The organism is Serratia marcescens (genome assembly GCF_029846115.1).
GTDB classification, from domain to species: Bacteria; Pseudomonadota; Gammaproteobacteria; order Enterobacterales; family Enterobacteriaceae; genus Serratia; species Serratia marcescens_L.
Genome location: NZ_JARVZZ010000001.1, coordinates 124,081 through 150,201 on the forward strand (window position 1 = coordinate 124,081; position 26,121 = coordinate 150,201).

26 protein-coding genes are annotated in these 26,121 nt (G+C 59.4%); 13 read left to right on the forward strand and 13 right to left on the reverse strand.

Translation table 11 applies throughout. The features are described 5' to 3' along the window. The first annotated feature begins 83 nt into the window (after positions 1 to 83). The 6 genes from thpR to folK all read left to right on the forward strand — a co-directional run bounded on the left by thpR (position 84) and on the right by folK (position 5,185). A complete protein-coding gene (thpR, locus tag QDT79_RS00575; protein ID WP_060422688.1) occupies positions 84 to 626 on the forward strand; it encodes an RNA 2',3'-cyclic phosphodiesterase in 543 nt (180 codons plus the stop codon). Continuing rightward, positions 623 to 1,330 carry a DNA/RNA nuclease SfsA gene (gene sfsA / locus QDT79_RS00580; protein ID WP_004937572.1) on the forward strand — a complete coding sequence of 236 codons (708 nt, stop codon included), beginning with the start codon at positions 623 to 625 and terminating at the stop codon, positions 1,328 to 1,330. Before thpR ends, sfsA begins: the two co-directional genes overlap by 4 nt. Positions 1,331 to 1,513: 183 nt before the next feature. Beyond that, a complete protein-coding gene (dksA, locus tag QDT79_RS00585) occupies positions 1,514 to 1,969 on the forward strand; it encodes an RNA polymerase-binding protein DksA (RefSeq protein WP_004937569.1) in 456 nt (151 codons plus the stop codon). Between the two features lie 195 nt (positions 1,970 to 2,164). Beyond that, positions 2,165 to 3,076: a tRNA glutamyl-Q(34) synthetase GluQRS gene (gene gluQRS / locus QDT79_RS00590; RefSeq protein ID WP_107227019.1), complete on the forward strand. Its 912-nt coding sequence runs from the start codon at positions 2,165 to 2,167 to the stop codon at positions 3,074 to 3,076. A gap of 61 nt (positions 3,077 to 3,137) precedes the next feature. Further along, positions 3,138 to 4,685: a polynucleotide adenylyltransferase PcnB gene (gene pcnB, locus QDT79_RS00595; protein ID WP_074181146.1), complete on the forward strand. Its 1,548-nt coding sequence runs from the start codon at positions 3,138 to 3,140 to the stop codon at positions 4,683 to 4,685. Continuing rightward, positions 4,685 to 5,185, forward strand: a complete 501-nt coding sequence (gene folK, locus QDT79_RS00600; RefSeq protein ID WP_130017601.1) for a 2-amino-4-hydroxy-6-hydroxymethyldihydropteridine diphosphokinase — start codon at positions 4,685 to 4,687, stop codon at positions 5,183 to 5,185. Before pcnB ends, folK begins: the two co-directional genes overlap by 1 nt. Before the next feature lie 5 nt (positions 5,186 to 5,190). Here folK and qseC read toward each other — a convergent pair whose 3' ends face one another. Together qseC and qseB are read right to left on the reverse strand one after the other, a co-directional pair. Beyond that, positions 5,191 to 6,549 (reverse strand): quorum sensing histidine kinase QseC, encoded by a 1,359-nt coding sequence (gene qseC / locus QDT79_RS00605; RefSeq protein ID WP_130017602.1) that lies wholly within the window; start codon positions 6,547 to 6,549, stop codon positions 5,191 to 5,193. After that, on the reverse strand, positions 6,546 to 7,208 hold the full coding sequence (gene qseB / locus QDT79_RS00610; protein WP_038872425.1) for a quorum sensing response regulator transcription factor QseB: 663 nt from the start codon (positions 7,206 to 7,208) through the stop codon (positions 6,546 to 6,548). The genes qseC and qseB overlap by 4 nt, the downstream gene beginning before the upstream one ends. 166 nt (positions 7,209 to 7,374) lie before the next feature. Here qseB and panB point away from each other — a divergent pair, with 166 nt between their 5' ends. The 3 genes from panB to panD all read left to right on the forward strand — a co-directional run bounded on the left by panB (position 7,375) and on the right by panD (position 9,573). After that, complete coding sequence (gene panB, locus QDT79_RS00615) at positions 7,375 to 8,169, forward strand: 3-methyl-2-oxobutanoate hydroxymethyltransferase (protein WP_004937548.1); 795 nt, start codon at positions 7,375 to 7,377, stop codon at positions 8,167 to 8,169. A gap of 23 nt (positions 8,170 to 8,192) precedes the next feature. Continuing rightward, complete coding sequence (gene panC / locus QDT79_RS00620; protein ID WP_025304227.1) at positions 8,193 to 9,047, forward strand: pantoate--beta-alanine ligase; 855 nt, start codon at positions 8,193 to 8,195, stop codon at positions 9,045 to 9,047. Positions 9,048 to 9,192: 145 nt separating this feature from the next. Continuing rightward, positions 9,193 to 9,573: an aspartate 1-decarboxylase gene (panD, locus tag QDT79_RS00625; protein WP_004937544.1), complete on the forward strand. Its 381-nt coding sequence runs from the start codon at positions 9,193 to 9,195 to the stop codon at positions 9,571 to 9,573. 34 nt (positions 9,574 to 9,607) lie between these two features. Here the strand turns inward: panD and QDT79_RS00630 are convergent, their stop codons facing one another. From QDT79_RS00630 to QDT79_RS00640, 3 genes are all read right to left on the reverse strand, one after another. Beyond that, on the reverse strand, positions 9,608 to 10,888 hold the full coding sequence (locus tag QDT79_RS00630; RefSeq protein WP_063988727.1) for a polysaccharide deacetylase family protein: 1,281 nt from the start codon (positions 10,886 to 10,888) through the stop codon (positions 9,608 to 9,610). 177 nt (positions 10,889 to 11,065) lie between these two features. After that, positions 11,066 to 11,836, reverse strand: a complete 771-nt coding sequence (locus tag QDT79_RS00635; protein ID WP_063988726.1) for an ABC transporter permease — start codon at positions 11,834 to 11,836, stop codon at positions 11,066 to 11,068. Next, the gene (locus tag QDT79_RS00640) at positions 11,833 to 12,756 is read right to left on the reverse strand and encodes an ABC transporter ATP-binding protein (protein WP_015379030.1); all 924 of its coding nucleotides are present in this window, start codon (positions 12,754 to 12,756) and stop codon (positions 11,833 to 11,835) included. Before QDT79_RS00640 ends, QDT79_RS00635 begins: the two co-directional genes overlap by 4 nt. A 210-nt stretch (positions 12,757 to 12,966) precedes the next feature. Here QDT79_RS00640 and can point away from each other — a divergent pair, with 210 nt between their 5' ends. Then, positions 12,967 to 13,623 carry a carbonate dehydratase gene (can, locus tag QDT79_RS00645; RefSeq protein WP_063988725.1) on the forward strand — a complete coding sequence of 219 codons (657 nt, stop codon included), beginning with the start codon at positions 12,967 to 12,969 and terminating at the stop codon, positions 13,621 to 13,623. A gap of 37 nt (positions 13,624 to 13,660) precedes the next feature. Here the strand turns inward: can and hpt are convergent, their stop codons facing one another. The 4 genes from hpt to cueO form a co-directional block, all read right to left on the reverse strand. Continuing rightward, on the reverse strand, positions 13,661 to 14,197 hold the full coding sequence (gene hpt / locus QDT79_RS00650; RefSeq protein WP_048234659.1) for a hypoxanthine phosphoribosyltransferase: 537 nt from the start codon (positions 14,195 to 14,197) through the stop codon (positions 13,661 to 13,663). Between the two features lie 90 nt (positions 14,198 to 14,287). Next, positions 14,288 to 14,443: a type II toxin-antitoxin system RelE/ParE family toxin gene (locus tag QDT79_RS25080; RefSeq protein WP_373275483.1), complete on the reverse strand. Its 156-nt coding sequence runs from the start codon at positions 14,441 to 14,443 to the stop codon at positions 14,288 to 14,290. 125 nt (positions 14,444 to 14,568) lie between these two features. Next, entirely contained in the window at positions 14,569 to 14,760 is a 192-nt protein-coding gene (gene relB / locus QDT79_RS00660) for a type II toxin-antitoxin system RelB family antitoxin (protein ID WP_049200097.1), read from the reverse strand. Between the two features lie 104 nt (positions 14,761 to 14,864). Further along, positions 14,865 to 16,556 (reverse strand): multicopper oxidase CueO, encoded by a 1,692-nt coding sequence (cueO, locus tag QDT79_RS00665; protein ID WP_197816966.1) that lies wholly within the window; start codon positions 16,554 to 16,556, stop codon positions 14,865 to 14,867. Between the two features lie 218 nt (positions 16,557 to 16,774). Between cueO and QDT79_RS00670 the strand changes: the two genes are divergently transcribed. The 3 genes from QDT79_RS00670 (at position 16,775) to speD (ending at position 18,933) form a co-directional block, all read left to right on the forward strand. Then, entirely contained in the window at positions 16,775 to 17,122 is a 348-nt protein-coding gene (locus tag QDT79_RS00670) for a YacC family pilotin-like protein (RefSeq protein ID WP_004937515.1), read from the forward strand. 125 nt (positions 17,123 to 17,247) lie between these two features. Then, positions 17,248 to 18,111 carry a polyamine aminopropyltransferase gene (gene speE, locus QDT79_RS00675; RefSeq protein WP_130017605.1) on the forward strand — a complete coding sequence of 288 codons (864 nt, stop codon included), beginning with the start codon at positions 17,248 to 17,250 and terminating at the stop codon, positions 18,109 to 18,111. A 27-nt stretch (positions 18,112 to 18,138) separates the two neighbouring features. Beyond that, entirely contained in the window at positions 18,139 to 18,933 is a 795-nt protein-coding gene (gene speD / locus QDT79_RS00680) for an adenosylmethionine decarboxylase (RefSeq protein WP_063988722.1), read from the forward strand. Positions 18,934 to 18,965: 32 nt separating this feature from the next. On the opposite strand, the gene yacL is transcribed toward speD, so the two are convergent. The 4 genes from yacL to aceF form a co-directional block, all read right to left on the reverse strand. Further along, a complete protein-coding gene (gene yacL, locus QDT79_RS00685) occupies positions 18,966 to 19,328 on the reverse strand; it encodes a protein YacL (RefSeq protein ID WP_004937507.1) in 363 nt (120 codons plus the stop codon). Between the two features lie 139 nt (positions 19,329 to 19,467). Continuing rightward, positions 19,468 to 22,065, reverse strand: a complete 2,598-nt coding sequence (gene acnB, locus QDT79_RS00690) for a bifunctional aconitate hydratase 2/2-methylisocitrate dehydratase (RefSeq protein WP_308316101.1) — start codon at positions 22,063 to 22,065, stop codon at positions 19,468 to 19,470. 513 nt (positions 22,066 to 22,578) lie between these two features. Continuing rightward, positions 22,579 to 24,003 (reverse strand): dihydrolipoyl dehydrogenase, encoded by a 1,425-nt coding sequence (gene lpdA, locus QDT79_RS00695; protein WP_004937500.1) that lies wholly within the window; start codon positions 24,001 to 24,003, stop codon positions 22,579 to 22,581. Between the two features lie 233 nt (positions 24,004 to 24,236). Further along, complete coding sequence (gene aceF / locus QDT79_RS00700; protein ID WP_063988720.1) at positions 24,237 to 26,117, reverse strand: pyruvate dehydrogenase complex dihydrolipoyllysine-residue acetyltransferase; 1,881 nt, start codon at positions 26,115 to 26,117, stop codon at positions 24,237 to 24,239. Between the last annotated feature and the right edge of the window lie 4 nt (positions 26,118 to 26,121).

Sequence of the window (26,121 nt, forward strand, 5' to 3'; positions counted from 1 at the left end):
CGCGCGAGACCGCTGCAAGTCGCATTCAAATCTGTTCCTGACGAATTTGTCCCGACGGATTTGTCATTATTTACCGAGCCCCCATGTCCAATTCGCGCCGCCTGTTTTTCGCCCTGTCCTTGCCTGATGCCCTGCAACAGCAGGTGATCCGCTGGCGCGCCGAGGCGTTTGCGCCAGAGGCCGGTCGACCGGTGGCGGCGGCTAATTTGCACCTGACGCTGGCGTTTCTCGGCGAGGTCACCGCGCAGAAAGAACTGGCGCTACGCAAACTGGCTGGCCGCATCGTTCAACCCGGCTTCAGCATGCGGCTCGACGATCTCGGCCATTGGCCGCGCCCCGGCGTGGTCTGGCTTGGCACCCGCCGCGCGCCGCGCGGGCTGCTGCAGCTGGCCGAGCTGCTGCGTTCGCAGGCCGCCCGCAACGGCTGCCATCAAAGCGCGCTGCCGTTCCATCCGCACATCACGCTGCTGCGCGCCGCCACCCAGCCGGTGGCGATCCCGCCGGCGACGCCGGGCTGGGCATTCAGCGCCGATGCCTTTTCCTTATATGAGTCGGTGTTCGAAAACGGCCGCACCCGCTATCAACACCTCGAACAGTGGCCGCTGGCCAAGCAGGCATCCGCATGATTTTCTCTCCACCGCTGCGTTCCGCCACGCTGATCAAACGTTACAAACGCTTTCTGGCGGACGTGATCACCCCGGAAGGGGAAACCTTTACGCTGCACTGCGCCAATACCGGCGCCATGACCGGCTGCGCCACGCCCGGCGACACCGTTTGGTACTCCACCTCGGACAATCCCAAGCGCAAATACGCCCACAGCTGGGAGTTGACCCATACCCAACAGGGGCACTGGATCTGCGTCAATACCCTGCGCGCCAACGCGCTGGTGCGTGAGGCCATTGAACACAATTTAATCAATGAATTATCCGGTTACAGTAAAATCAGCGGCGAAGTGAAATACGGCGGTGAAAACAGCCGTATCGATTTGTTATTACAGGCAGAAAATCGGGTTAACTGCTATATTGAAGTTAAGTCAGTCACATTACTGCAACAACAACGTGGTTACTTTCCTGATGCGGTAACGCTCAGAGGGCAAAAGCACCTGCGTGAGTTGCTCAGCGTGGTTGAAAGCGGGCAACGGGCGGTGTTGTTCTTTGCCGTGTTACACAGCGGTATTGAGCAGGTCGCACCGGCACATCATATAGATGAGCGCTATGCGGCGCTGTTGGCACAGGTCCGGCAGTTGGGAGTGGAAGTGGTTTGCTACGGGGCAAAATTATCACCTGACGGTATTTATCTCTGCGATAAGCTGCCGTTTTTTATCGATTAGCGCAGTCGGGTCCCTATAAATAGACAACCGGCCAGCACGATCGCCAAATACGCCCTCCTTCACACGATTGTCAAGCGGGCGACAGGAATAATTGCCAACCTACCTTCCTTCTGTTATTTATAGCGGCCTGTTTTTCCCCCGCATTGGGGATTCGATAGTGCGTGTGTATGTAGGAGAAGCAACATGCAAGAAGGGCAAAACCGTAAAACCTCGTCCTTGAGCATTCTCGCCATCGCTGGGGTGGAGCCGTACCAAGAGAAGCCGGGCGAAGAGTACATGAACGACGCCCAGTTGTCGCATTTCAAGCGCATTCTTGAAGCGTGGCGCAACCAGCTCAGGGACGAAGTGGACCGTACTGTATCGCATATGCAAGAAGAGGCAGCCAACTTCCCTGATCCGGCCGACCGTGCTACCCAGGAAGAAGAGTTCAGCCTTGAACTGCGTAACCGTGACCGTGAACGCAAACTGATCAAAAAGATCGAGAAAACGCTGAAGAAAGTGGAAGACGATGATTTCGGCTACTGCGAATCTTGTGGCGTGGAGATCGGCATTCGTCGCCTCGAAGCGCGTCCGACCGCCGATCTGTGCATCGATTGCAAGACGCTGGCTGAGATCCGCGAAAAGCAGATGGCCGGCTAATACCGCTACTCTAAATGATTGGAGCTGCATCAAGGCGGCAAGAATGCGCATCCCGATGAGCTTACTCAAGTAAGTGATTCGGGTAAGCAGGCGCAGCTAACACAGATGCAGTTTCAAGCATAACGAGTATGTTACCGCTGCGGCGTGCGCACCTGCGTGCGCCGCACAGAGAAAAGGGAACCTCTCCCCTCTGATATGCAAGAAAGTCATTATGTGGGGCGCTTTGCCCCATCGCCTTCCGGGGATCTGCATTTCGGTTCGCTGATTGCCGCTCTGGGAAGCTACCTTCAGGCTCGCGCCCAACGCGGGCAGTGGCTGGTTCGCATCGAAGATATCGACCCGCCGCGCGAAGTCCCCGGCGCCGCCGCTCGCATCCTGTCCGCGCTGGAACATTATGGTCTCCACTGGGACGGCCAGGTCATCTATCAATCCCAACGTCACGACGCCTATCGCGCCGCGCTGGATCTGTTGCAGCGCCAGGGGCTCAGCTATTACTGTACCTGCACCCGCAGCCGCATCCAGCACATCGGCGGATTGTACGACGGCCACTGCCGCGATTTGCAACTCGGCCCGCAGGGCGCCGCCATCCGCTTGCGCCAGACCGCGCCCGTCTACAGGTTCCACGATCGCCTGCAGGGTGAATTGCACGCCGATCCGGCGCTGGCGGGGGAAGACTTTATCATTCGCCGCCGCGACGGGCTGTTCGCCTACAACCTGGCGGTGGTGATCGACGACCATTTTCAGGGCGTGACCGAGATTGTGCGCGGCGCCGACCTGATCGAACCGACGGTGCGCCAAATTGCCCTCTACCGCCAGCTGCAGGCGCCGGTGCCTACCTATGCGCATCTGCCGCTGGCGCTGGGCGCCAACGGCATTAAGCTGTCGAAGCAAAACCATGCGCCGGCGTTGCCCGCAGGCGATCCGCGCCCGGTGCTGATCGCCGCGCTGAAATTTCTGCGCCAACCGCTGCCGGAAAGCTGGCAAGATCTTGACCTGCCATTATTATTGAGCTGGGCGGTCGCACATTGGCGGTTGGAAAACGTGCCGCGTCAGGAGGCTATCCCTCTGGATGAAAACACGCCGGCATTCTCAAAGGAGCCATGGTGAGCTATGATTAGCCGCTATTTTTTGTTAGCTCCATTTTTATCAGTCACTATCGAGGTGTACCATTTTTACCCGAGTAGCCAACTTCTGTCGTAAGGTACTGACCCGCGATGACAAGCTGCCCCGCGACGACGCGGCGGCCGGCGATAAAAACGTAGTCCGCGAAGAGCGTGCCGCGGCGCCAAGCCGCCCTGCGCCGCAGCCGCGCGCCGCCGATAACGGCAGCAACGCCCCTGCCCGCCGCTCAACGCCGCGCAAGCGTCCGCCTTTTCCCCTCGCCGAGAGCAACGACTCGATGACCGTGATCCCGCGCGAACAGCACTCGATTTCCCGCAAAGACATCAGCGAAAATGCGCTGAAAGTGCTTTACCGCCTGAACAAGTCCGGCTACGAGGCCTATCTGGTCGGCGGCGGCGTGCGCGATCTGTTGCTCGGCAAAAAGCCGAAAGACTTCGACATCACCACCAACGCCACGCCGGAGCAAGTGCGCAAGCTGTTCCGCAACTGCCGCCTGGTCGGCCGCCGCTTCCGCTTGGCGCACGTGATGTTTGGGCCGGAGATCATCGAAGTGGCCACTTTCCGCGGCCACCACGAACAGAATCAGGAGTCCGACAAGAACTCGTCCCAGCAGGCGCAAAACGGCATGCTGCTGCGCGACAACATCTTCGGCTCGATCGAGGAAGACGCCCAGCGCCGTGATTTCACCATCAACAGCCTGTACTACGGCGTGGCGGATTTCACCCTGCGCGATTACGTCGGCGGGCTGAACGATCTGAAGCAAGGCGTGATCCGCCTGATCGGCGATCCGGAGACCCGCTACCGCGAAGATCCGGTGCGCATGCTGCGCGCGGTGCGCTTCGCCGCCAAGCTGGATATGCGCATCAGTGAAGAGACCGCCGAGCCGATCCCGCGCCTGGCCTCGCTACTGCACGAGATCCCGCCGGCGCGCCTGTTCGAAGAATCCCTCAAGCTGCTGCAGGCGGGTTACGGTTTCCAGACCTACCTGAAGCTGTGCGAATACCAGCTGTTCCAACCGCTGTTCCCGCTGATCGCCCGTAACTTCACGCCGAACCACGATACGCCGATGGAGCGCATTCTGGCGCAGGTGCTGAAGAACACCGATCACCGCCTGCAGAACGACATGCGCGTCAACCCGGCCTTCCTGTTTGCCGCCATGCTGTGGTACCCGCTGCTGGAGCACGCGCAGAAGCTGGCGCAGGAAAGCGGCCTGGCGTATTACGACGCCTTCGCGCTGGCGATGAACGATGTGCTCGACGAGCAGTGCCGCTCGCTGGCCATCCCAAAACGCATCACCACGCTGGTGCGCGATATCTGGCAGCTGCAGCTGCGCCTGTCCCGCCGCCAAGGCAAACGTGCACACAAGCTGATGGAGCACCCGAAATTCCGCGCCGCTTATGATCTGCTGGCGCTGCGTGCGGAAGTGGAAGACAATCAGGAAATGCTGCGTCTGGCCGAGTGGTGGGGCGAGTTCCAGGACGCCACACCGGCGCGGCAGAAAGCCATGCTGAGCACCCTGGGGGACGATCCGGCACCGCGCCGCGCGCGTCAACGCCGCCCCCGCCGCCGGGCACCGCGTAAAGAAGGGGCATAATGATCCGCGTTTATATCGCGCTGGGCAGTAACCTGGCGCAGCCGCTGCAACAGGTTAAAGCCGCACTGGAGGCGCTGGAGCATCTCCCGCGCACCCGGCTGGTCACCTGTTCTTCGTTTTACCGCACCAAGCCGCTGGGGCCGCAAAACCAGCCGGACTTCCTCAACGCGGTGGTGGCGCTGGATACCCTGCTGCCACCCGAACAGCTGCTCGACCATACCCAGGCGATAGAACGCAATCAGGGGCGCGTGCGCAAGGATGAACGCTGGGGGCCGCGCACGCTCGATCTGGACATCATGCTGTACGGCGACAAGGCGATCCATACCGAGCGCCTGACGGTGCCGCATTACGGCCTGAAAGAGCGCGAATTCATGCTCTACCCGCTGGCGGAAATCGCCCCCGACCTGATTTTCCCCGATGGCGAGCCGCTCGCCAGCTGCCTCAAGCGCGTGCCGAAAAACGGCATGGCGCTGTGGCATCAACCACAGCCCAAGTCCTGACCCGCCTACAGCGCCAGCCGCGCAACGAACCCGCCCGCCGGGCGATTGGCGAAGCCGATCTGTAAACCATGCAAGCCAGCGATACGCTGCACGATAGAGAGCCCCAGCCCGCTGCCGGTTTGCTCCTGCCCCGGCGGGCGATAGAAACGTTCTCCGAGCCGCGCCAGATGCTCCGTGGTGACCCCCGGACCGTCGTCCTCCACCGTCAGCGAGCGTTCGCTCAGCGTCACGGTGACGGCGCCGCCCTGCGGGGTGTAGCGCACCGCATTATCCAGCAGATTGCGCAATAGCAGCGACAGCAGCAAGGTTTCCCCCTGACGCGGCGGCGGCGTTCCCCGATGTTCATAGCGTAGCGTCACGCCCGCCGCATGGGCCTGCCGATCCTGCTCCGCCAGGGTCATCGTCACCAGATCGTTCCAGTCGATCGGCGCCAGTTCGGCCAGATCCGACAGCGAATCCAGCCGCGACAGCGTCAGCAGCTGATCCACCAGCCGGGTGGCGCGATCGATGCCGAGCGTCAGGTTGTCCAGCGCGTGCTCGCGCATCGGCGCATCGTCCCCCGCCAACTGCACCACTTCAGTCTGCACCCGCAGCGCCGCCAGCGGGCTGCGCAACTCGTGCGCGGCATCGGAGGTGAAACGCCGCTCCCGCACCAGCAGAGCGTTGATGCGGGCGAACAGCGCATTGAGCGCATCCACCAGCGGGCGCACCTCGGTCGGCACCTGGTGCGCGTCCAGCGGCGTCGCGTCATCGGGTGCGCGCCGGCGCAAACCGGCCGCCACCGCGCGCAGCGGCCTCAGCTCGCGCCCGACCATCAGCGCGATCAGTAACATCAGCACCGGCAGCGTCGCCAGCCAGGGCACCAGTTGGCCGGTCACCATACCCAGCGCCATATCGCGCCGGTAATCCCACTCCTGGCCAACCACGATGCGGTAGCGCCCGTCCGGGCTGGTCAACCATACCAGGCGCCAGCTGTCGTCATCGCCTTTGCGCTCGCCGTCGGTAAAACCTTCACGCTCCCCGTCAAACAGGAAGTCGGCGCCGTTCTCGCCGTCGTTGAGCAGCATCTTGCCTTGGCGATCGAAGATAGCGAACGCCAGCGCGTCGTCGTCCTGCTCGCCGCGCTTGCCGTGATGCACCAGCTTCTTGGTTTTCGGCAGGCTGCGCGCGCTTTCATCGGCCAGCAGATCGCCGAGGTTGGCGGTCGCCAGCCGTTTGGCGAACAGCATCTGTTGGGTGTCGAACACTTCGTTGATGGTGTTGCGCGACATCACCCAGGCCACCACGCTGGCGGTGCTCCAGGTCAGCAGCGCCAACAGGCTGAAGATCAGGATCAGGCGCAGTCGCAGGCTGAGACGCTTCACGGCGCATCCCCCAGCGTGTAACCCACGCCGTGGATGGTGCGGATGAAGCCGTTACCCAGCTTGCGCCGCAGGTGGTGAATATGCACCTCCACCGCGTTGCTGCTCACTTCGTCGTCCCAGTTGTACAGCTTCTCCTGAATCAACGGCCGCGCCAGCACTCGCCCCTTGTTGTGCAGAAACAGCTCCAGCACCGCCAATTCACGCGGCGTCAGCGTCACCGGCTCGCCGTTGCAGCTCACGCTGCGGGTGGCACTGTCGAACACCACGTTGCCGTGCGTCAGCTGCGGCATCAGTTGACCGTGGCGACGGCGGATCAGCGCCTGCAGGCGCGCCGCCACTTCGGCCAGCGCGAACGGCTTGCACAGATAATCGTCGGCGCCGCTTTGCAGCCCGCTGACCCGCTGCTCCAGCGCATCGCGGGCGGTGAGGATCAAGACCGGCACGTCCTGCCCGGCCTGGCGCCACTGGCGCAGCAGATCCAGGCCATCGAGGCCCGGCAGGCTGAGATCGAGGATCACCGCGTCGTACGGCGCGCTGTCCAGCGCATTTTTGCCGACGACACCGTCGGTGAACCAGTCCAGATTGAAGCCGAGTTTGGTCAGCCCGGCCTTGATGCCGTCCCCGATCAGTTTGTCATCTTCGATCAGCAAAATTCGCATGAGTATCCCTTTTGAGTCTTGGCGCCATTGCACCACAAGGTTCTTAAGAACCGCTTAAGCATGGCGATCCGCGCTACCCACCCCGATCGGGTTACAGTAGAATGACTGCACTTTTTTGCAGCCTGGGCCTGCGTACGCCGCACGGCCCGTTTCAGGAGACGTTGTGATGAAACCCACCACCGTGACCCACTTGCGCCAGTGGAAACAGGAGCAGCGCAAGTTTGCTACCCTTACCGCCTACGATGCCAGCTTTGCCAAACTGTTTGAAGAGCAAGGCATCAAAGTCCTGTTGGTGGGCGATTCGCTGGGCATGACGCTGCAGGGCCACGACTCCACGCTGCCGGTCACCGTCGCCGACGTGGCCTACCACACTCGCGCCGTGCGCCGCGGCGCGCCGGCCTGCCTGCTGCTGGCCGATCTGCCGTTCATGAGTTACGCCACCCCGGAACAGACCTTCGCCAACGCCGCCGAGCTGATGCGTGCCGGCGCCAACATGGTGAAACTGGAAGGCGGCAGCTGGCTGTGCGACACGGTGAAAATGCTCGCCGAGCGCGCGGTGCCGGTGTGCGGCCACCTGGGCCTGACGCCGCAGTCGGTCAACGTGTTCGGCGGCTATAAGGTGCAAGGGCGCGACGAACTGGCCGCCAAACAGCTGCTGCAGGACGCGCAGAATCTGGAACTGGCCGGCATTCAGCTGCTGGTGCTGGAATGCGTGCCGACCGAACTGGCGCGCCAGATCACCGAAGCGCTGTCCATTCCGGTCATCGGCATCGGCGCCGGCAATGGCACCGACGGCCAGATCCTGGTGATGCACGACGCCTTCGGCATCACCGGCGGCCACACGCCGAAGTTCGCCAAGAACTTCCTGGCGCAGAGCGGCGATATCCGCACGGCGGTGCAGCACTACATTCAGGAAGTGGAGCAAGGCCTCTACCCGGCGGCTGAACACTCTTTTAACTAAGCGATGGTTCCAGGAGTCACCCAATGATTATTATCGAAACTCTGCCGATGCTGCGCCAGCAGATCCGCCGCTGGCGCCAGGAAGGCAAACGCATCGCGCTGGTGCCGACCATGGGCAACCTGCACGACGGCCATATGACGCTGGTCGATGAAGCACGTGCCCGCGCCGACGTGGTGGTGGTGAGCATCTTCGTCAACCCGATGCAGTTCGATCGGCCGGACGATCTGGCGCGCTACCCGCGCACGCTGCAGGAAGACAGCGAGAAGCTGACCCGCCGCGGCGTCGATCTGGTGTTCGCGCCGGCCCCGGCCGCGGTTTATCCGCAGGGGCTGGAGCAGCAGACCTACGTCGACGTGCCGGGCATCTCCAGCATCCTGGAAGGCGCAAGCCGGCCGGGCCACTTCCGCGGCGTTTCCACCATCGTCAGCAAGCTGTTCAACCTGGTGCAGCCTGATTTAGCCTGTTTCGGCGAGAAGGATTACCAACAGCTGGCGCTGATCCGCAAAATGGTGGCGGACATGGGCTACGACATCGACATCGTCGGCGTGCCGACCGTGCGCGCCAAAGACGGCCTGGCCCTCAGCTCGCGCAACGGTTACCTGACCGCCGAAGAGCGCAAGGTAGCGCCTCAGCTGAGCAAGATCATGAACGCGCTGGCGCAGCAGTTGGCCAATGGCGAACGCCAGGTCGAAGCGCTGCTGGAGCAGACCGCCGAGCAGCTGCGCGCCGCCGGCTTTACGCCGGATGAACTGTTTATTCGCGACGCCGACAGCCTGCAGCCGCTGACGGTGGACAGCCAGCGGGCGGTGGTACTGATGGCCGCCTGGCTGGGCAAGGCGCGTCTTATCGACAACCAACAGGTCGACCTGACGCTCTGACCCGTTTTTTATACTGTCGTCACCCTGAAGCCCTGACCATTGGTAGACAATAGTGGAGCAATCGGTGACGATAGAAATTGCAGGGATGCAGGAGAGATGTTCAACCCCAGCGCCTGTGAAGGCCGATATTCAGTTAGGTAAAGCTATGATACGTACTATGCTGCAAGGCAAGCTGCATCGCGTCAAAGTCACTCAGGCTGACTTGCACTATGAAGGCTCCTGCGCCATCGACCAGGATTTCCTGGAGGCCGCCGGCATTCTGGAATATGAAGCGATCGATATTTACAACGTGGATAACGGCCAGCGCTTCTCCACCTACGCCATCGCCGCCGAGCGCGGTTCGCGCATCATTTCGGTCAACGGCGCCGCCGCGCGCTGCGCCTGCGTGGGCGACAAACTGATCATCTGCTCCTATGTGCAAATGACCGACGCCGACGCCCGCCAACACCACCCGAAAGTCGCCTATTTCGAAGGTGACAACAACCTGCAGCGCAAGGCGAAAGCCGTGCCGGTTCAGGTCGCCTGACAATAAAACGGGCGCCTTGCGCGCCCGTTCTTCCTTACTGTACCACCACCGTGCCCGGCTTGTTGGCTATCCGATCCGCCATGGTCTGAATCGAGTCGGTACGCAGAATATATAGCCGCTTCAGCGTATAGGGGTTATCCCCCGGTTTCACCTTGCCCTGCACCGTGGTCACCGCCAGATGGAAACCAGCGTCCTGCGCCGCCTGGATCGCCCGCTGGTTATAGCCGCCGAACGGGTAGGACACATACAGCACGTGCGGGTTGAACTGCGACAGCGCACGACGCGAGCGCTCAAAATCGAACTCGATATTGTGCAACGAACGGCTCAGCAAAATCGGCTGGCGGTTGCCGTCGGTGCGATGCAGGAAGTGGGTATGCGACTGCACGTCGAACACGTCCTGAATCTGCTTCAGCTCCGAGACGCTCATAAACTGCAGCGAGTCCGGGTTCCATTTCTGCGGGTGGCGTTTGATGCGCGAAGAGATGATGAACGCCGTGGCGCGGAAACCGTAATCCTTCAGCACCGGGTAAGCGTAGCGATAAACCGATTTCAGCCCGTCGTCGAAGGTCAAGACAATCGCCTTGCCCGGCAAATTGATCTGGTTCTTCAGATAGGCTTCCAGCTGATACAGCGAAATGGTGTCGTAGCCCGCCTGCTTCAGATAGGTCATCTGGTTGCTGAACGCCACGTCTGAAGTGGTGGTCGAGGTGTGGCGGAAACGCTTGTTCTCTTCGTTTTTCAGCAGGTGATGGTAAGTCAGCACCGGTATGCCGTTATCGATCTCGCAGTCCAGCTCATTGATGAACCCCAGCCGCTCGCCGATGTTGACCTCGTACCAGGTGTTGTTCAGGCGATCCTTCAGCTTGCCGATGATCGGATAACGCAGGTTGCCTTCCAGCGTGCCCAAGACGTCACTGTCCTTGTCCGCCGCGGTATAAACGTCGATCGTTTTTTGAGTGATCAGATTCTGGTTGGTCAGCGGTTTGTTCAGCTCGCCCAGATCGTCTTGCACCTTGCGCGACTTCTTCAGCTCACGCACGTCGTCTTTATCGATAAAACCGGTGCCGTGACCGAATTTGAATTCGTAGTATTCCGCATCGGCCGGGAACACCTGGATCAGCTGCCCGCGCTTCACTTCCCCTACCGGGATCACGTGTTCGCCCACCAACGCATAGACTTCGCTATCGCGCTGCGCTTCCATGTATTCAGATTTAACCGCGCCGTCTTCCGACAGCAGATTAGCCAGGCTCACAGGGGAAACCAACGACATCAGAATGCCGAGCAACCCAGCCGTTAACGTGTATTGAGACCGCATGATGATGTTCTGCTTACGAGTGCGTAATGACAAAAGTGAAGGAAATGTGGAGCGCCAGCATAGCACGATTTAAACAACGGGGAACTAGCGGTTATCTGAGCAATTCTATTGATTTACGCGCCGCCTGCGCCAAATCAAAGAAAGCGCCCCCGCCGGGAAAACGGGGGGGCGATACGATCAGCTGCGCAGGCCGCGGCCGCGCTCGATCAGGTACCAGGACAGCAGGTAAAACACCGCGATAAACGCCACCAGTACCGCCATGGTGAATGCCAGCGGCACGTCGTTGATGCCGAGGAAACCGTAGCGGAAGCCGCTGATCATATAGACGATCGGATTCAGCTTGGACACCGCCTGCCAGAATGGCGGCAGCAGCGACAGCGAGTAGAACACCCCACCCAGATAGGTCAGCGGCGTCAGCACGAAGGTCGGGATCAGGCTGATGTCGTCGAAGGTGGTGGCGAACACCGCATTGATCAGCCCTGCCAGCGAGAACAGGATCGCCGTCAGCAGCAGCGTCAGCGCAATCACCCACCAGGCGTGCACCTGCAGCGGCACGAAGAACAGTGAGATGATGGTCACCAGCACGCCGACGCAGATGCCGCGCGCCACGCCGCCGCCGACATAGCCGGCGATCACCACGTGGGTCGGCACCGGCGCCACCAGCAGTTCCTCAATGTTACGCTGAAACTTGGCGCTGAAGAACGACGAGGCGACGTTGGCGTAAGAGTTGGTGATGACCGACATCATGATAAGGCCGGGCACGATGAACTGCATGTAGCTGAAGCCGTGCATATCGCCAATGCGCGAGCCGATCAGGTTGCCGAAGATGATGAAGTACAGCGTCATGGTGATCACCGGCGGCACCAGGGTCTGGATCCAGATGCGCGCGAACCGGTTCACCTCTTTGGCCCAGATGCTCTGTAAGGCCACCCAATACAAACGCGTCATGCTTTCTCTCCATTGCCGTTAACCAGGGTGACAAACAGCTCTTCCAGGCGGTTCGCCTTATTGCGCATGCTCAGCACCTGCACCCCTTGCGCGCTCAGCTGGGCGAACAGACCGTTCAGCCCTTGCTCGCGCATCACCTCCACTTCCAGCGTCGAGGTATCCGTCAGGCGGCTGTGGTAACCGTCCAGCTTCGGCAGCGGGCTCTTCGCCGCCAGATCGAGGATAAAGGTTTCCGACTTCAGCTTGGCCAGCAGCCCCTTCATCGAGGTGTTTTCCACCAGTTCCCCGTTCTGGATAATGCCGATGTTGCGGCACAGCATCTCCGCCTCTTCCAGATAGTGGGTGGTGAGGATAATGGTGGTGCCCTGGGCATTCAGCTCTTTCAGGAAGCCCCACATCGAGCGACGCAGCTCGATATCCACCCCGGCGGTCGGCTCATCGAGGATTAGCAGCTTCGGCTGATGCATCAACGCGCGGGCGATCATCAGGCGGCGCTTCATGCCGCCGGACAGCATGCGGGCGCGCTCGTTGCGTTTGCCCCACAGATCCAGCTGATTGAGGTATTTTTCGGCGCGCGCCATCGCTTCACGCCGTGTGACGCCGTAGTAACCCGCCTGGTTCACCACGATCTGCAACACGGTCTCAAACGGGTTGAAGTTGAACTCTTGCGGCACCAGGCCGAGCTGGCGCTTGGCGTTGACGATGTCTTTATCGATATCGTAACCGAACACCCGCACGCTGCCGGCCGTTTTGTTCACCAGCGAGCTGATGATGCCGATGGTGGTGGATTTTCCGGCGCCGTTTGGCCCCAGCAGGGCATAAAAATCCCCCGCTTCGACGCTCAGGTCGATGCCGCGCAGCGCCTTGACGCCACCGGCGTAAGTCTTGGTCAGCTGCGCTAATTCCAGTGCATAATTCATATGTAAAATAGTACCTTATGACGATGAGTATGCCGCCGCGCCCCTGTTTGCGAGGCTTGAAACACTAACGATAATCCTAGCATCGGCGACGTTTTCACTGAGTCGAATCCGTGCGGAAAATGAGGCTGCACCACTGTTCCGATTTCCAAATTGTGACGCTTACCCTATATTACCCCATCGCAATCTGTTCGTTACGGGTCAATCATCTCCATGAAAGAAATCGAAGCGCTTATCGCCAACAACCAGGCCTGGTCGGCCAATATCAGTCAGGAAGACCCGGAATTTTTTGAACGTTTAGCCCAGGCGCAAAAGCCCCGCTTCTTATGGATTGGTTGCTCTGACAGCCGCGTTCCCGCAGAACGCCTGACTGGCCTCGAGCCGGGTGAACTGTTCGTCCATCGCAACGTGGCAAACCTCGTTATCCATACCGATCTTAACTGCCTGTCGGTGGTGCAGTATGCGGTAGATGTGCTGGAAGTCGAACACATCATCATTTGCGGCCACCTGGGCTGCGGCGGCGTGCAGGCGGCGGTGGAAAACCCGGAGCTGGGGTTGATCGACAACTGGCTGCTGCACATTCGCGATCTGTGGTACAAGCACAGCTCGCTGCTGGGCGAGCTGCCGCCGGAACAGCGTTTCGACATGCTGTGCGAGATCAACGTCATTGAGCAGGTGTACAACCTGGGCCACTCCACCATCATGCAGTCCGCCTGGAAGCGCGGCCAGAAGGTGATGATCCACGGTTGGGTGTACGGCATTCAGGACGGCCGCCTGCGCGATATGGAAGTGCTGGCGACCAGCCGCGAGAGCCTGGAGATGGGCTACCGCAAAGCGATAGCCAAACTGAAGCAGGATAAAGGCGTATAACCCCGCCGCAGGCGCGGCTGGCCGCGCCTCACATCGATTACTCGTCCAGCAGCACCACTTTGCCGACGTACGGCAGGTGACGATAGCGCTGAGCGTAGTCGATGCCATACCCCACCACGAACTCATCCGGGATCGAGAAGCCGACATATTCGACCGGCACCTGCACTTCACGGCGCTCAGGCTTGTCCAGCAAGGTGCAAATCGCCAGCGACTTCGGCCCGCGCAGCGCCAAAATCTCGCGCACTTTGTTCAGCGTGTTGCCGGAATCGATGATGTCTTCCACGATCAGCACGTCTTTGCCGCGAATGTCTTCGTCCAGATCCTTGAGGATCTTCACGTCGCGGGTGGTGGACATGCCGCTGCCGTAGCTGGAGGCGGTCATAAAATCGACTTCGTGCGGCACGTCGATCGCGCGGCAGAGATCGGCCATGAACATGAAGGAGCCGCGCAGCAGCCCGACCAGCACCATGTCGCTGCCGCTGTCGCGGTAATGTTCGGTGATCTGGCGGCCAAGTTCGGCGATACGGGTCTTAACTTCCTGCTCGGAAATCATTACGTCTACAGTGTGTTTCATAGTATTCAGGTCAGTTGCCGGAAGAAAGGCGCAGAGTTTAGCATAGGCCGTTACGACTTGCCTCTCTCCCGGACAGGGGAGTTTTCTTTATTAAGGGTATTCCTGACGAGCGTGCGGGACACTCACTATTTCAATATGTGCAGCCAGCACGCGGTAAACCACAATGTAATTAGGATGAACAACCATTTCACGAGTCCCGTTCACCCTGCCTGGCCTGAATAGATAAGGATGTTCCGCTAACGGGATAACCGACTATTCAATGCGTTGCAACAAAGCCTCCGCGGCAAGTGGATTTCGCTCAGCGATAAAAGCCAGCAGCGTATATAAACCCGTTTTTGCTTCGTCAGTCCATTTGACGGTTAACATAAGGGTCAGGCCGATTTTCTTTTGGCTTTCGCCTGCTCGATAATGTGACGAGCGCCGGCCATGACTTCGTCATGGGGAATACGGGGGGAGTCGCTATTGATGGAAGATTCCACGGTGCTTCTGAACCAACGATCGTAGCTATCAGCCTGCTCTTGAGTCTCAAACTCAGAAACGATGGGATCCAATTTTGTCGGCATGACGCACTCCTCAACAGCTGATATTTTAATCAGTATAACGGCTTCTTTCATTGAACCAAGCGGTGGCGACGCGAGCGCGCCACCACCTGAGCACCGGGCCGCGATCAATCGGCGACGGTGAAGCCCATCATCATGCCGGTATCTTCATGTTCCAACAGGTGGCAGTGGGCCATGTACGCATGTTCGCTGCTGGCCGGATGGTCAAAGCGCACCAGCACTTCGCTGCGCCACCCTTCGACGCGCACCGTGTCCTTCCAGCCGCTGCGATGCGCCGCCGGCGGTTTGCCGTTTTCCGACAAGATGCGGAACTGGGTGCCGTGAATGTGGAACGGGTGCAACATCATGTCGCCCTCGCCGGAAATGGTCCACTTTTCATACTGGCCCCGTTTGGCGGCGAACATCGGCTTGGTCATATCGAAGGCCTTGCCGTTGATCATGTTGCCGTGGCTGAAATCGAACGGTTTGGCTTTGCCCTGCGCGTTACCGTGATCCATCCCGGCCATATTGCCATGTTCCATGCCCTTCATGTTGCCATGATCCATGCCCTTCATGTTGCCATGATCCATGCCCTTCATGTTGCCATGGTCCATGCTCTGCATGCCGCCCTTCTCCATGCCTTTCATATCTGCGCCGCCCGTCGCGCCATGATTCATGCTCATGCCGGCCATCGCCTGGTGACCATAGCGGTCCATCAGCGCCTGCATACCGAGCATATCCAGCTGCGGATCCATCATCAGCTGCAGCCAACGCTCCTGGATGCCGGTGGTGGCAGGCAACGTCGGCAGCTTCACCAGGCTGTCCGGCATGGTTTTGATGCCCTGCGCCAGCGACGGCTGAATGCGCAACACCGGCAGCGCTTGATCGAACGGCGCCAGCGTCATGCCCATCTGCTTCACCGGCAGCGTCACGATATCGAACGCTTTCCCATCCGAGGCATCGACCAGCACTTCAAAGCGTTCGCCCATCAGCATCGGCAGCTCGGTCAGTTTCACCGGCTCCGCCAGGAAACCGCCGTCGCTGGCGATGACATACAGCGGGCGGTTGTCACTGGCCGCCAGATTCAGCGAGCGGGCGTTGCAGCCGTTGAGGAAACGCAGGCGCAGCCAACCGCGCGGCGCCAGATGTTGTGGATACTGCGCGCCGTTGGTGAACATGCGGTCGCCAAACCAGCCCACCGCCGCACTCATCACGTCCAGGCGGTATTCGATCTGCGCGTCTTTGCCCAGCCGCTTATCCTGCAGGATCACCGGAATATCATCCTGTCCCCAGGTTTTCGGCAGCGGCAGTTTGGCGCTCTCTTCGTCTTCCAGCAGCACCAGCCCCGCCAGCCCCATCATGACCTGGCTGCCGGTTTTACCGTGCGTATGCGGGTGGAACCAGCAGGTGGCCGCCGGTTGATCGACGGTGAAATTCACCGTGCGCGTCGCGCCGGGATGAATCAATGCCTGCGGGCCGCCATCGACGTCGCCGGGAATCTCCAGGCCGTGCCAGTGGACGGTGCTGGCCTCCGCCAGGCTGTTTTTGATATCGACCGTTACCGGCTGGCCACGCTGCAGCTTCACCGCCGGCCCGAGCAGCGCGCCGTTGAATCCCCAGGTTTTGGTGGCGGCGCCGGGCAACCAGCGGGTTTCCCCCGCCTGCAGCGCCAGCGCAATCTTTCCCTGCGCGTCCGGCGTCAACAGCGGCGGTACCGGCAGGGCCGGCCGATCGGCCGCCCAGGCGGCCCGGCTCCATAACGGCAATGCGCTCGCGGCGCCCAGCGCGGCGGTTAATTTAATAAAATCACGGCGTAACATCGCTGACTCCCTTTTCTCAGTGATATAACTCAATGCCGCCAGCCTAAACCTTCCCCCTGGCGGAAGGTCAAGCCTTTCCTGGCGGTATTTTAAGCTATGCCTCACAATCAAGAGAGCGCCATTGACGAACGCGAGGCCGCGCCCAGCGGCAATAAAATTTGGTGCCTTTACAGGCAAGTGTGGTAACGTCTGCAAACGACAAACAGGCCTATTTCATGATGAAAAAAACAACGTTATCGATGCTGTTGCTGGCGATGCTGGGCTTCTCCAACGCCAGTCTGGCGCTGAATGAATCCGAGGCGGAAGATCTGGCCGATCTGACGGCGGTATTTATTTATTTGAAAAATGATTGCGGCTACAACGATTTGCCAAATGCGCAAATCAAACGCGCCATCGTCTATTTCGCGCAACAAAACCGCTGGGATTTGAGCAACTACAACAGCTTTAACATGAAGGCGCTGGGCGAAGACAGCTACCGCGATCTCAGCGGCATCGCCATTCCAACGCCTAAAAAATGCAAATCGCTGGCGCGCGACTCTTTGAGCCTGCTGGCCTACGCCAACTAATTCCGCCCCTCTCCCCCACCCGCCTTTCGCTCTCTCTGTCTGAAATTCAACCGTGCATCGCCAGACAGAGTTAGCTATGATGTTGCGCCGATTTTTCATGGCTGTTATTACGGAGTTTCCCGCACATGACCCAGAAAGAAATTTGGTACGAAACGCTGCATACGGGCTTCGGCCAGTACTTCTCGGTAGAGAAGGTGCTGTACCGCGAGAAGACCGATCATCAGGATCTGGTGATCTTCGAGAACCCGGTGTTGGGGCGCGTGATGGCGCTCGACGGCGTGGTGCAAACCACCGAGCGTGACGAGTTTATCTATCACGAAATGCTGACCCACGTGCCGCTGCTGGCGCACGGCGCGGCGAAGAAAGTGCTGATTATCGGCGGCGGCGACGGCGGCATGCTGCGCGAAGTCAGCCGGCACCCTGGCGTGGAGCAGATCACCATGGTCGAAATCGACGCTGGTGTCGTCGAGTTCTGCCGCCAATACCTGCCCAACCACAGCGCCGGCGCCTATGACGATCCGCGCTTCAAGCTGGTGATCGACGATGGCGTCAACTTCGTGAACCAAACCGACGAAACCTTCGATGTGATCATCTCCGACTGCACCGATCCGATCGGCCCCGGCGAAAGCCTGTTCACCTCGGCGTTTTATGAAGGCTGCGCCCGCTGCCTGAATGAGGGCGGTATTTTCGTCGCGCAAAACGGCGTCTGTTTCCTGCAGCAGGACGAAGCGGTCAACAGCCACGCCAAACTGAGCGGCTATTTTAGCGACGTCAGCTTCTATCAGGCGGCGATCCCGACCTATTACGGCGGCATCATGACCTTTGCCTGGGCGAGCCAGAACCCGGCGCTGCGCCAGCGCGATCTGCCTACCCTGCAACAGCGCTTTAACCAAAGCGGCCTACACTGCCGTTATTACAACCCGGCAATTCACGTCGGCAGCTTTGCCCTGCCGCAATATTTGCTCAATGCCCTGAACGTAACACGTTAAGCGAGAAGATAAAGGAGGTGGCCCAAATTGCATAAGCTAAAACTGCACGGCTTCAACAACCTGACCAAGAGCCTGAGTTTTTGTATTTACGATATTTGTTACGCCAAGACCGCGGACGATCGCGACGGCTATATCGCCTACATAGACGAACAATATAACGCCAACCGGCTGACCGAGATCCTGAGCGAGACCTGCTCAATCATCGGCGCCAATATTCTGAACATCGCGCGTCAGGATTACGAGCCGCAGGGCGCCAGCGTCACCATCCTGGTCAGCGAAGAGCCGATCGATCCGAAAGACGTCGATACGTCGGAACACCCCGGCCCGCTGCCGAACACGGTCGTCGCGCACCTGGACAAGAGCCACATCTGCGTACACACCTACCCGGAAAGCCATCCTGAAGGCGGACTGTGTACCTTCCGCGCCGATATCGAGGTCTCGACCTGCGGCGTCATTTCGCCCCTCAAGGCGCTGAACTACTTAATTCACCAGTTGGAATCCGACATCGTCACCATGGACTATCGCGTGCGCGGTTTTACCCGCGACGTGAACGGCGTGAAACATTACATCGATCATGAGATCAATTCGATCCAGAACTTTATGTCGGAAGACATCAAGGCGCTGTACCACATGATGGACGTGAACGTTTACCAGGAAAATATCTTCCATACCAAGATGTTGCTGAAGGATTTCGATCTGAAGCACTACCTGTTCAACGCGGAGCCGGAAGCGCTGAGCGCCGCCGAACGCAAACAGATCACCGATCTGCTATGGAAAGAGATGCAGGAAATCTATTACGGCCGCAATATCCCGCCTCTGTGATGGAAAGGGCGCGGCACGCCGCGCCCTGATGCTTAGTACTTCAGCATGAAAGAACGATAGGCCTTCAACACCAACAGGAAATCCTCAACGCCGCAGAATGAGAGGCTTTCTTCGTCGTAGTAGTTCATCCCCTCTTCCATTTCATCGCCCTCGAACTCCAGCTGATTGGCGCGGATCATCACTTCTTCACCATCCATCAACAGCGTATATTCATGGCCTTCCAGCTGCCATTGACGTTCGCTGCCTTTGACCTCGGCCGCACCGGCTTCGATGCGGTCCAGCAGGTTGAAATCGCCTTTGACTTCTTCGTTGATCCAGTGGCCAATCGCTTCATGCCCCATCGAAAATCTGACGATCACCTGACCGGTGACGTCACGCAGAAATTCGTAATCCATAGCATGCCCTCCTGAGCCCTTTTTCTTAGTGTAAACATAAATTGATTGCTAACTCAGTGAGCGCTCGCAAAGTTGGCAACTGAGCAAAATAAAACGGGAGGCCAAGGCCTCCCGTTAAACAGTTGCGCAATATAGCGGCTTACACGGCGGTCTGGAAGATCACGCCGTCAGCTTTTTCGGTGTACTGCCCCAACTGGTCAAAGTTCAGGTAGCGATAGGTATCCGCCGCCGTCTTGTCGACCTGCGCCATATAGGTCTGGTACTCGTCCGGCGTCGGCAGGCGGCCCAACAGGGACGCAACCGCAGCCAGTTCGGCAGACGCCAGATAAACGTTGGCACCGGTGCCCAGACGGTTCGGGAAGTTACGGGTCGAGGTGGAGACCACCGTCGCACCGTCCGCCACGCGCGCCTGGTTGCCCATGCACAGCGAGCAGCCCGGGATCTCGATACGCGCGCCGCTCTTGCCGAAGACGCTGTAGTAGCCTTCTTCGGTCAGCTGAGCCGCGTCCATCTTGGTTGGCGGCGCCACCCACAGACGGGTCGGCAGTTGGCCCTTGTGCTGATCCAGCAGCTTGCCGGCCGCACGGAAGTGGCCGATGTTGGTCATGCAAGAACCGATGAACACTTCATCGATTTTGCTGTTGGCCACGTCGGACAGCAGGCGCGCATCGTCAGGATCGTTCGGCGCGCACAGGATAGGCTCTTTGATCTCGTTCAGATCGATGTCGATCACCGCCGCGTATTCCGCATCCGCATCGCCTTCCAGCAGCTGCGGATCCGCCAGCCATTTTTCCATGCCCTGGATACGGCGCTCCAGCGTACGGCGATCGCCGTAACCTTCGGAGATCATCCACTTCAGCAGCACGATGTTGGAGTTCAGGTACTCTTCGATCGGCGCCTTGTCCAGCTTGATGGTACAACCGGCGGCGGAACGTTCGGCGGACGCATCGGTCAGCTCAAACGCCTGCTCGACCTTCAGGTCCGGCAGACCTTCGATCTCCAGAATGCGGCCGGAGAAGATGTTTTTCTTGCCCTTCTTCTCGACGGTCAGCAGCCCTTGCTGGATCGCGTAGTAAGGGATGGCGTGCACCAGATCGCGCAGGGTGATGCCCGGCTGCATTTTGCCTTTGAAGCGCACCAGCACCGACTCAGGCATATCCAGCGGCATCACGCCGGTCGCGGCGGCAAACGCCACCAGGCCGGAACCGGCCGGGAAGGAAATGCCGATTGGGAAGCGGGTATGGGAATCGCCGCCGGTGCCGACGGTGTCAGGCAGCAGCATGCGGTTCAGCCAGGAGTGGATCACGCCGTCGCCCGGACGCAGCGAGACGCCGCCACGGTTCATGATGAAGTCAGGCAGCGTGTGGTGCGTGGTCACGTCGACCGGTTTCGGGTACGCGGCGGTGTGGCAGAACGACTGCATGACCAGATCGGCGGAGAAGCCGAGGCAGGCCAGGTCTTTCAGCTCATCGCGGGTCATCGGGCCGGTAGTGTCCTGAGAACCGACGGAGGTCATCTTCGGTTCGCAGTACTCGCCAGGGCGAATGCCGGCGACGCCGCAGGCGCGGCCGACCATTTTCTGCGCCAGCGAGAAGCCTTTGCTGCTGGCGGCAACCGGCTTGGCAATACGGAACACGTCGCTGTGCGGCAGACCCAGCGCTTCGCGCGCCTTGGTGGTCAGGCCGCGGCCGATGATCAGCGGGATACGGCCGCCGGCGCGCACTTCATCCAGCAGCACGTCGGTTTTCAGCTCGAAGTTGGCGATCAGCGCGCCGGTTTCGTGGTTGCGCACTTCACCTTTGTACGGGTAAACGTCGATCACGTCGCCCATGTTCAGCTCGGACACGTCCACTTCGATCGGCAAGGCGCCGGCATCTTCCATGGTGTTGAAGAAGATAGGCGCAATCTTGCCGCCCAGCACCACGCCGCCGCCGCGCTTGTTCGGCACGTGCGGGATGTCGTCGCCCATAAACCACAGCACGGAGTTGGTGGCAGATTTACGGGAAGAACCGGTGCCGACCACGTCGCCGACGTAGGCCAGCGGGAAGCCTTTCTTGTTCAACAGCTCGATCTGTTTGATCGGGCCGACGCTGCCTGGCTGATCCGGCACGATGCCTTCACGTTCGTTTTTCAGCATCGCCAGCGCGTGCAGCGGGATGTCCGGACGCGACCAGGCGTCCGGCGCCGGAGAAAGGTCATCGGTGTTGGTTTCGCCGGTGACTTTGAACACGGTGACGGTGATCTTTTCCGCCAGCTCAGGGCGCGACAGATACCATTCGGCATCGGCCCAGGACTGCATGATCTGCTTGGCGTGCGGGTTACCGGCCTTGGCCTTCTCTTCCACGTCGTAGAAGTTGTCGAACATCAGCAGCGTGTGGGACAGCGCTTTGGCGGCGATGGGCGCCAGCGTTTCACTGTCCAGGGCGTCGATCAGCGGGTGAATGTTATAACCGCCCTGCATGGTGCCTAACAGTTCAATGGCTTTCTCGGGGGAAACCAGGGGGGATGTCGCTTCGCCTTTGGCGATGGCCGCCAGGAAACCTGCTTTGACATAGGCGGCTTCGTCGACGCCCGGTGGAACACGGTTAATCAGCAGGTCTAACAGGAATTCTTCTTCGCCTTTTGGCGGATTCTTCAGTAGTTCGACCAGCGCGGCCATTTGGGTGGCGTCTAGCGGCTTAGGGGCGATGCCCTCAGCGGCACGCTCGGCTACGTGCTTACGGTATTCTTCTAGCACGACGTTCTCCTCGCTCTCATTGTCATTTATTGTGCCTGGCGTATATGCAAACCGGGTTTATACCCTTGGGGTTTCACTCTGTGGCTAGGCGATCGGCCCGTAAAGGCCCCGAAACGGTGATTGGGGCAAACAAGCACGGTCAAACAGCGTTACAGCATGAAAGACTGATGGGTAGAGCGCACGGCGATATTGATGCCATCTATCCTGACGGGGCACTGCTGTCGATGTCCTGGACTGTAAGGTACAGTGCCCGGTTCCGCTCAGCCAGCATATCAGGATTTGAAACGGTTGTTAATTCGTTCACATAAAAGCAACATTAAATCTTTGCTGAATCGTTGAGCGCAGCGTAATCGGCTGCCGGACTAGCAGGGCATTATATCCATATAGTTGGAATGGATATAAGAAGAGAGATCGGAATTTGGCGCTGCGGCCACAAAAATACCGCTTTCTGAATTTGAGCAAAAAAACGGCCCCTTGTCAGGAGCCGCTTGTTAACCGGTCAAACCAGCAGAATTACTTCTTCTTGGCTTTCGGGTTAGGCAGGTCGGTGATGCTGCCTTCGTAGATTTCCGCCGCCAGGCCCACGGATTCGTGCAGGGTCGGGTGAGCGTGGATGGTCAGCGCGATGTCTTCCGCGTCGCAGCCCATCTCGATAGCCAGACCGATTTCACCCAGCAGCTCGCCGCCGTTGGTGCCGACAATCGCGCCACCGATGATGCGGTGAGTTTCTTTGTCGAAGATCAGTTTGGTCATGCCGTCTGCACAGTCGGAAGCGATCGCACGGCCGGAAGCCGCCCACGGGAAGGTGGAGGTTTCGTAGCTGATGCCTTTCTCTTTCGCTTCTTTCTCGGTCAGACCCACCCATGCCACTTCCGGCTCGGTGTAAGCGATGGATGGGATCACTTTCGGATCGAAGTAGTGCTTCATGCCGGCGATAACTTCTGCGGCAACGTGGCCTTCGTGCACGCCTTTGTGCGCCAGCATCGGCTGACCGACGATGTCGCCGATAGCGAAGATGTGCGGCACGTTGGTGCGCAGCTGTTTGTCGACATTGATGAAGCCACGCTCGTCAACTTCAACACCGGCTTTGCCGGCATCCAGCAGTTTGCCGTTCGGCACGCGGCCGATCGCCACCAGCACCGCGTCGTAACGCTGTGGCTCTGCCGGCGCTTTTTTACCTTCCATCGTGACGTAGATGCCGTCTTCTTTGGCTTCTACCGCGGTCACTTTGGTTTCCAGCATCAGGTTGAACTGCTTGCTGATACGCTTGGTGAAGACTTTCACCACGTCTTTATCTGCCGCCGGGATAACCTGATCGAACATCTCAACGACGTCGATCTGTGAACCCAGCGCATGGTATACGGTGCCCATTTCCAGGCCGATGATGCCGCCGCCCATAACCAGCAGACGCTCTGGGACGGTTTTCAGTTCCAGCGCATCGGTGGAATCCCACACGCGTGGATCTTCATGAGGAATGAATGGCAGTTGGATCGGACGAGAACCTGCAGCGATGATGGCGTTGTCGAAGTTGATGGTGGTTGGGCCGTTTTCGCCTTCCACAACCAGGGTGTTAGCGCCGGTGAACTTGCCCAGGCCGTTGACCACTTTCACTTTACGGCCTTTCGCCATGCCAGCCAGACCGCCGGTCAGCTGAGTGATGACTTTTTCTTTCCAGACGCGCACTTTGTCGATGTCGGTTTTCGGCTCGCCGAAAACGATGCCGTGTTCGGCCAGCGCTTTGGCTTCTTCGATCACTTTGGCAACGTGAAGCAGTGCTTTGGAAGGGATACATCCCACGTTCAGGCAAACCCCGCCCAGAGTGGAATATCGTTCAACCAGAACGGTTTCAAGACCTAAGTCAGCGCAACGAAAGGCTGCAGAGTAACCTGCCGGGCCCGCCCCAAGTACCACGACCTGAGTTTTAATTTCAGTACTCATCATGACCTCTTAATTGATTGTCCGGCGGGTCAGACGTCATTTTTATTGCTAATCGATCTCATAACGCCCTTCATCCACCGGGACGCTTACACCGCGAGCAGTTTACAGAATTGTTAATAATCTGCAAAGCGTGTTCGAGTGACCCGTGTCTCAACAATTTTGTCGAGTTGTGCAAAATCCGACAAAACTGCTACAGAATCGTCAGGGGCGCAGAATGCTGCGCCCCTTTTGCATTACATCACCAGACGGCGAATGTCGGACAACATGTTGTTGATGATGGTGATGAAGCGCGCACCATCGGCACCGTCGATAACGCGGTGGTCGAAGGACAGCGACATCGGCATCATCAGGCGCGGCATGAACTCTTTACCGTTCCAGACCGGCTCCATCGCAGACTTGGAGACGCCCAGGATAGCCACTTCCGGCGCGTTGACGATCGGCGCGAAGTGAGTCGTCCCGATGCCGCCCAGGCTGGAGATGGTGAAGCAGCCGCCCTGCATCTCGCCCGCAGTCAGCTTGCCGTCGCGCGCTTTCTTGGAGATGGCCATCAGTTCGCGAGACAGCTCGGTGATGCTCTTCTTGTTCACGTCCTTGAACACCGGAACCACCAGGCCGTTCGGGGTATCAACCGCCACGCCGATGTTGATGTATTTCTTCAGCGTCAGCTTCTGACCGTCTTCGGACAGCGAGCTGTTGAAGCGCGGCATCTGCTCCAGAGCGGCAGCAACGGCTTTCATGATGAACACGACAGGCGTGAACTTCACGTCCAGCTTGCGCTTGGCCGCTTCTTCGTTCTGCTGTTTGCGGAACGCTTCCAGATCGGTGATGTCGGTTTTGTCGAAGTGAGTCACGTGCGGGATCATCACCCAGTTGCGGCTCAGGTTCGCGCCAGAGATCTTCTGGATGCGGCCCATTTCGACTTCTTCGATCTCGCCGAACTTGCTGAAGTCCACTTTCGGCCATGGCAGCATGCCTGGCAGACCGCCGCCGGCAGCAGCCGGAGCCGCTTCAGCGCGTTTCACCGCGTCTTTCACGTAAGCCTGAACGTCTTCGCGCAGGATGCGGCCTTTACGACCGGTGCCTTTCACTTTCGCCAGGTTAACGCCGAATTCACGCGCCAGACGACGAATGACCGGGGTCGCGTGCACGTATGCCGCGTTCTCGGCGAACTCGCCTTTGTCGTCAGCTTTCGCAGCCGGTGCGGCGGCTTTAGCGGCGGCCGGTGCCGGCGCAGCTTCCGCTTTAGCGGCTGGAGCGGCGGCAGCGGCAGGCGCAGCGCCTTCCACTTCGAACACCATGATCAGGGAGCCGGTTTTCACTTTGTCGCCGGTCGCGATCTTGATCTCTTTCACGGTACCCGCGAACGGTGCAGGCACTTCCATGGAGGCCTTGTCGCCTTCCACGGTGATCAGAGACTGCTCGGCGGCAACCTTGTCGCCCACCTTAACCATCACTTCGGTCACTTCGACTTCGTCGCCGCCGATATCCGGCACGGCGACGTCTTTGGCCGCAGAGGCCGCAGGCGCTGCAGCGGCGGCAGGTGCTTGCGCCGCAGCCGGGGCCGCAGCGGAAGCGGCGCCGGCCACTTCGAACACCATGATCAGGGAACCGGTTTTCACTTTGTCGCCGGTCGCGATCTTGATCTCTTTCACGGTGCCCGCGAACGGCGCAGGAACTTCCATGGAAGCCTTGTCGCCTTCTACGGTGATCAGGGACTGCTCGGCTTCCACCTTGTCGCCCACTTTCACCAGGATCTCGGTCACTTCGACTTCGTCAGCGCCGATGTCCGGCACGGCAACGTCTTTAGCCGCAGCGGCGGCCGGGGCCGCTGCTGCCGCCGGTTTTTCTTCCGCTTTCGCCGCCGGTGCAGCTTCCGCTGCGCCTGCCGCTTCGAAGATCATGATCAGTTTGCCGGTCTCGGTTTTATCGCCGACCGCCACTTTGATCTCTTTCACCACACCCGCCTGCGGGGAGGGCACTTCCATGGAGGCCTTGTCGCCTTCCACGGTGATCAGCGATTGTTCCGCTTCAACTTTATCGCCGACCTTCACCAGGATCTCGGTGATTTCGACTTCATCTGCACCGATGTCCGGTACGTTGATTTCGATAGACATTATT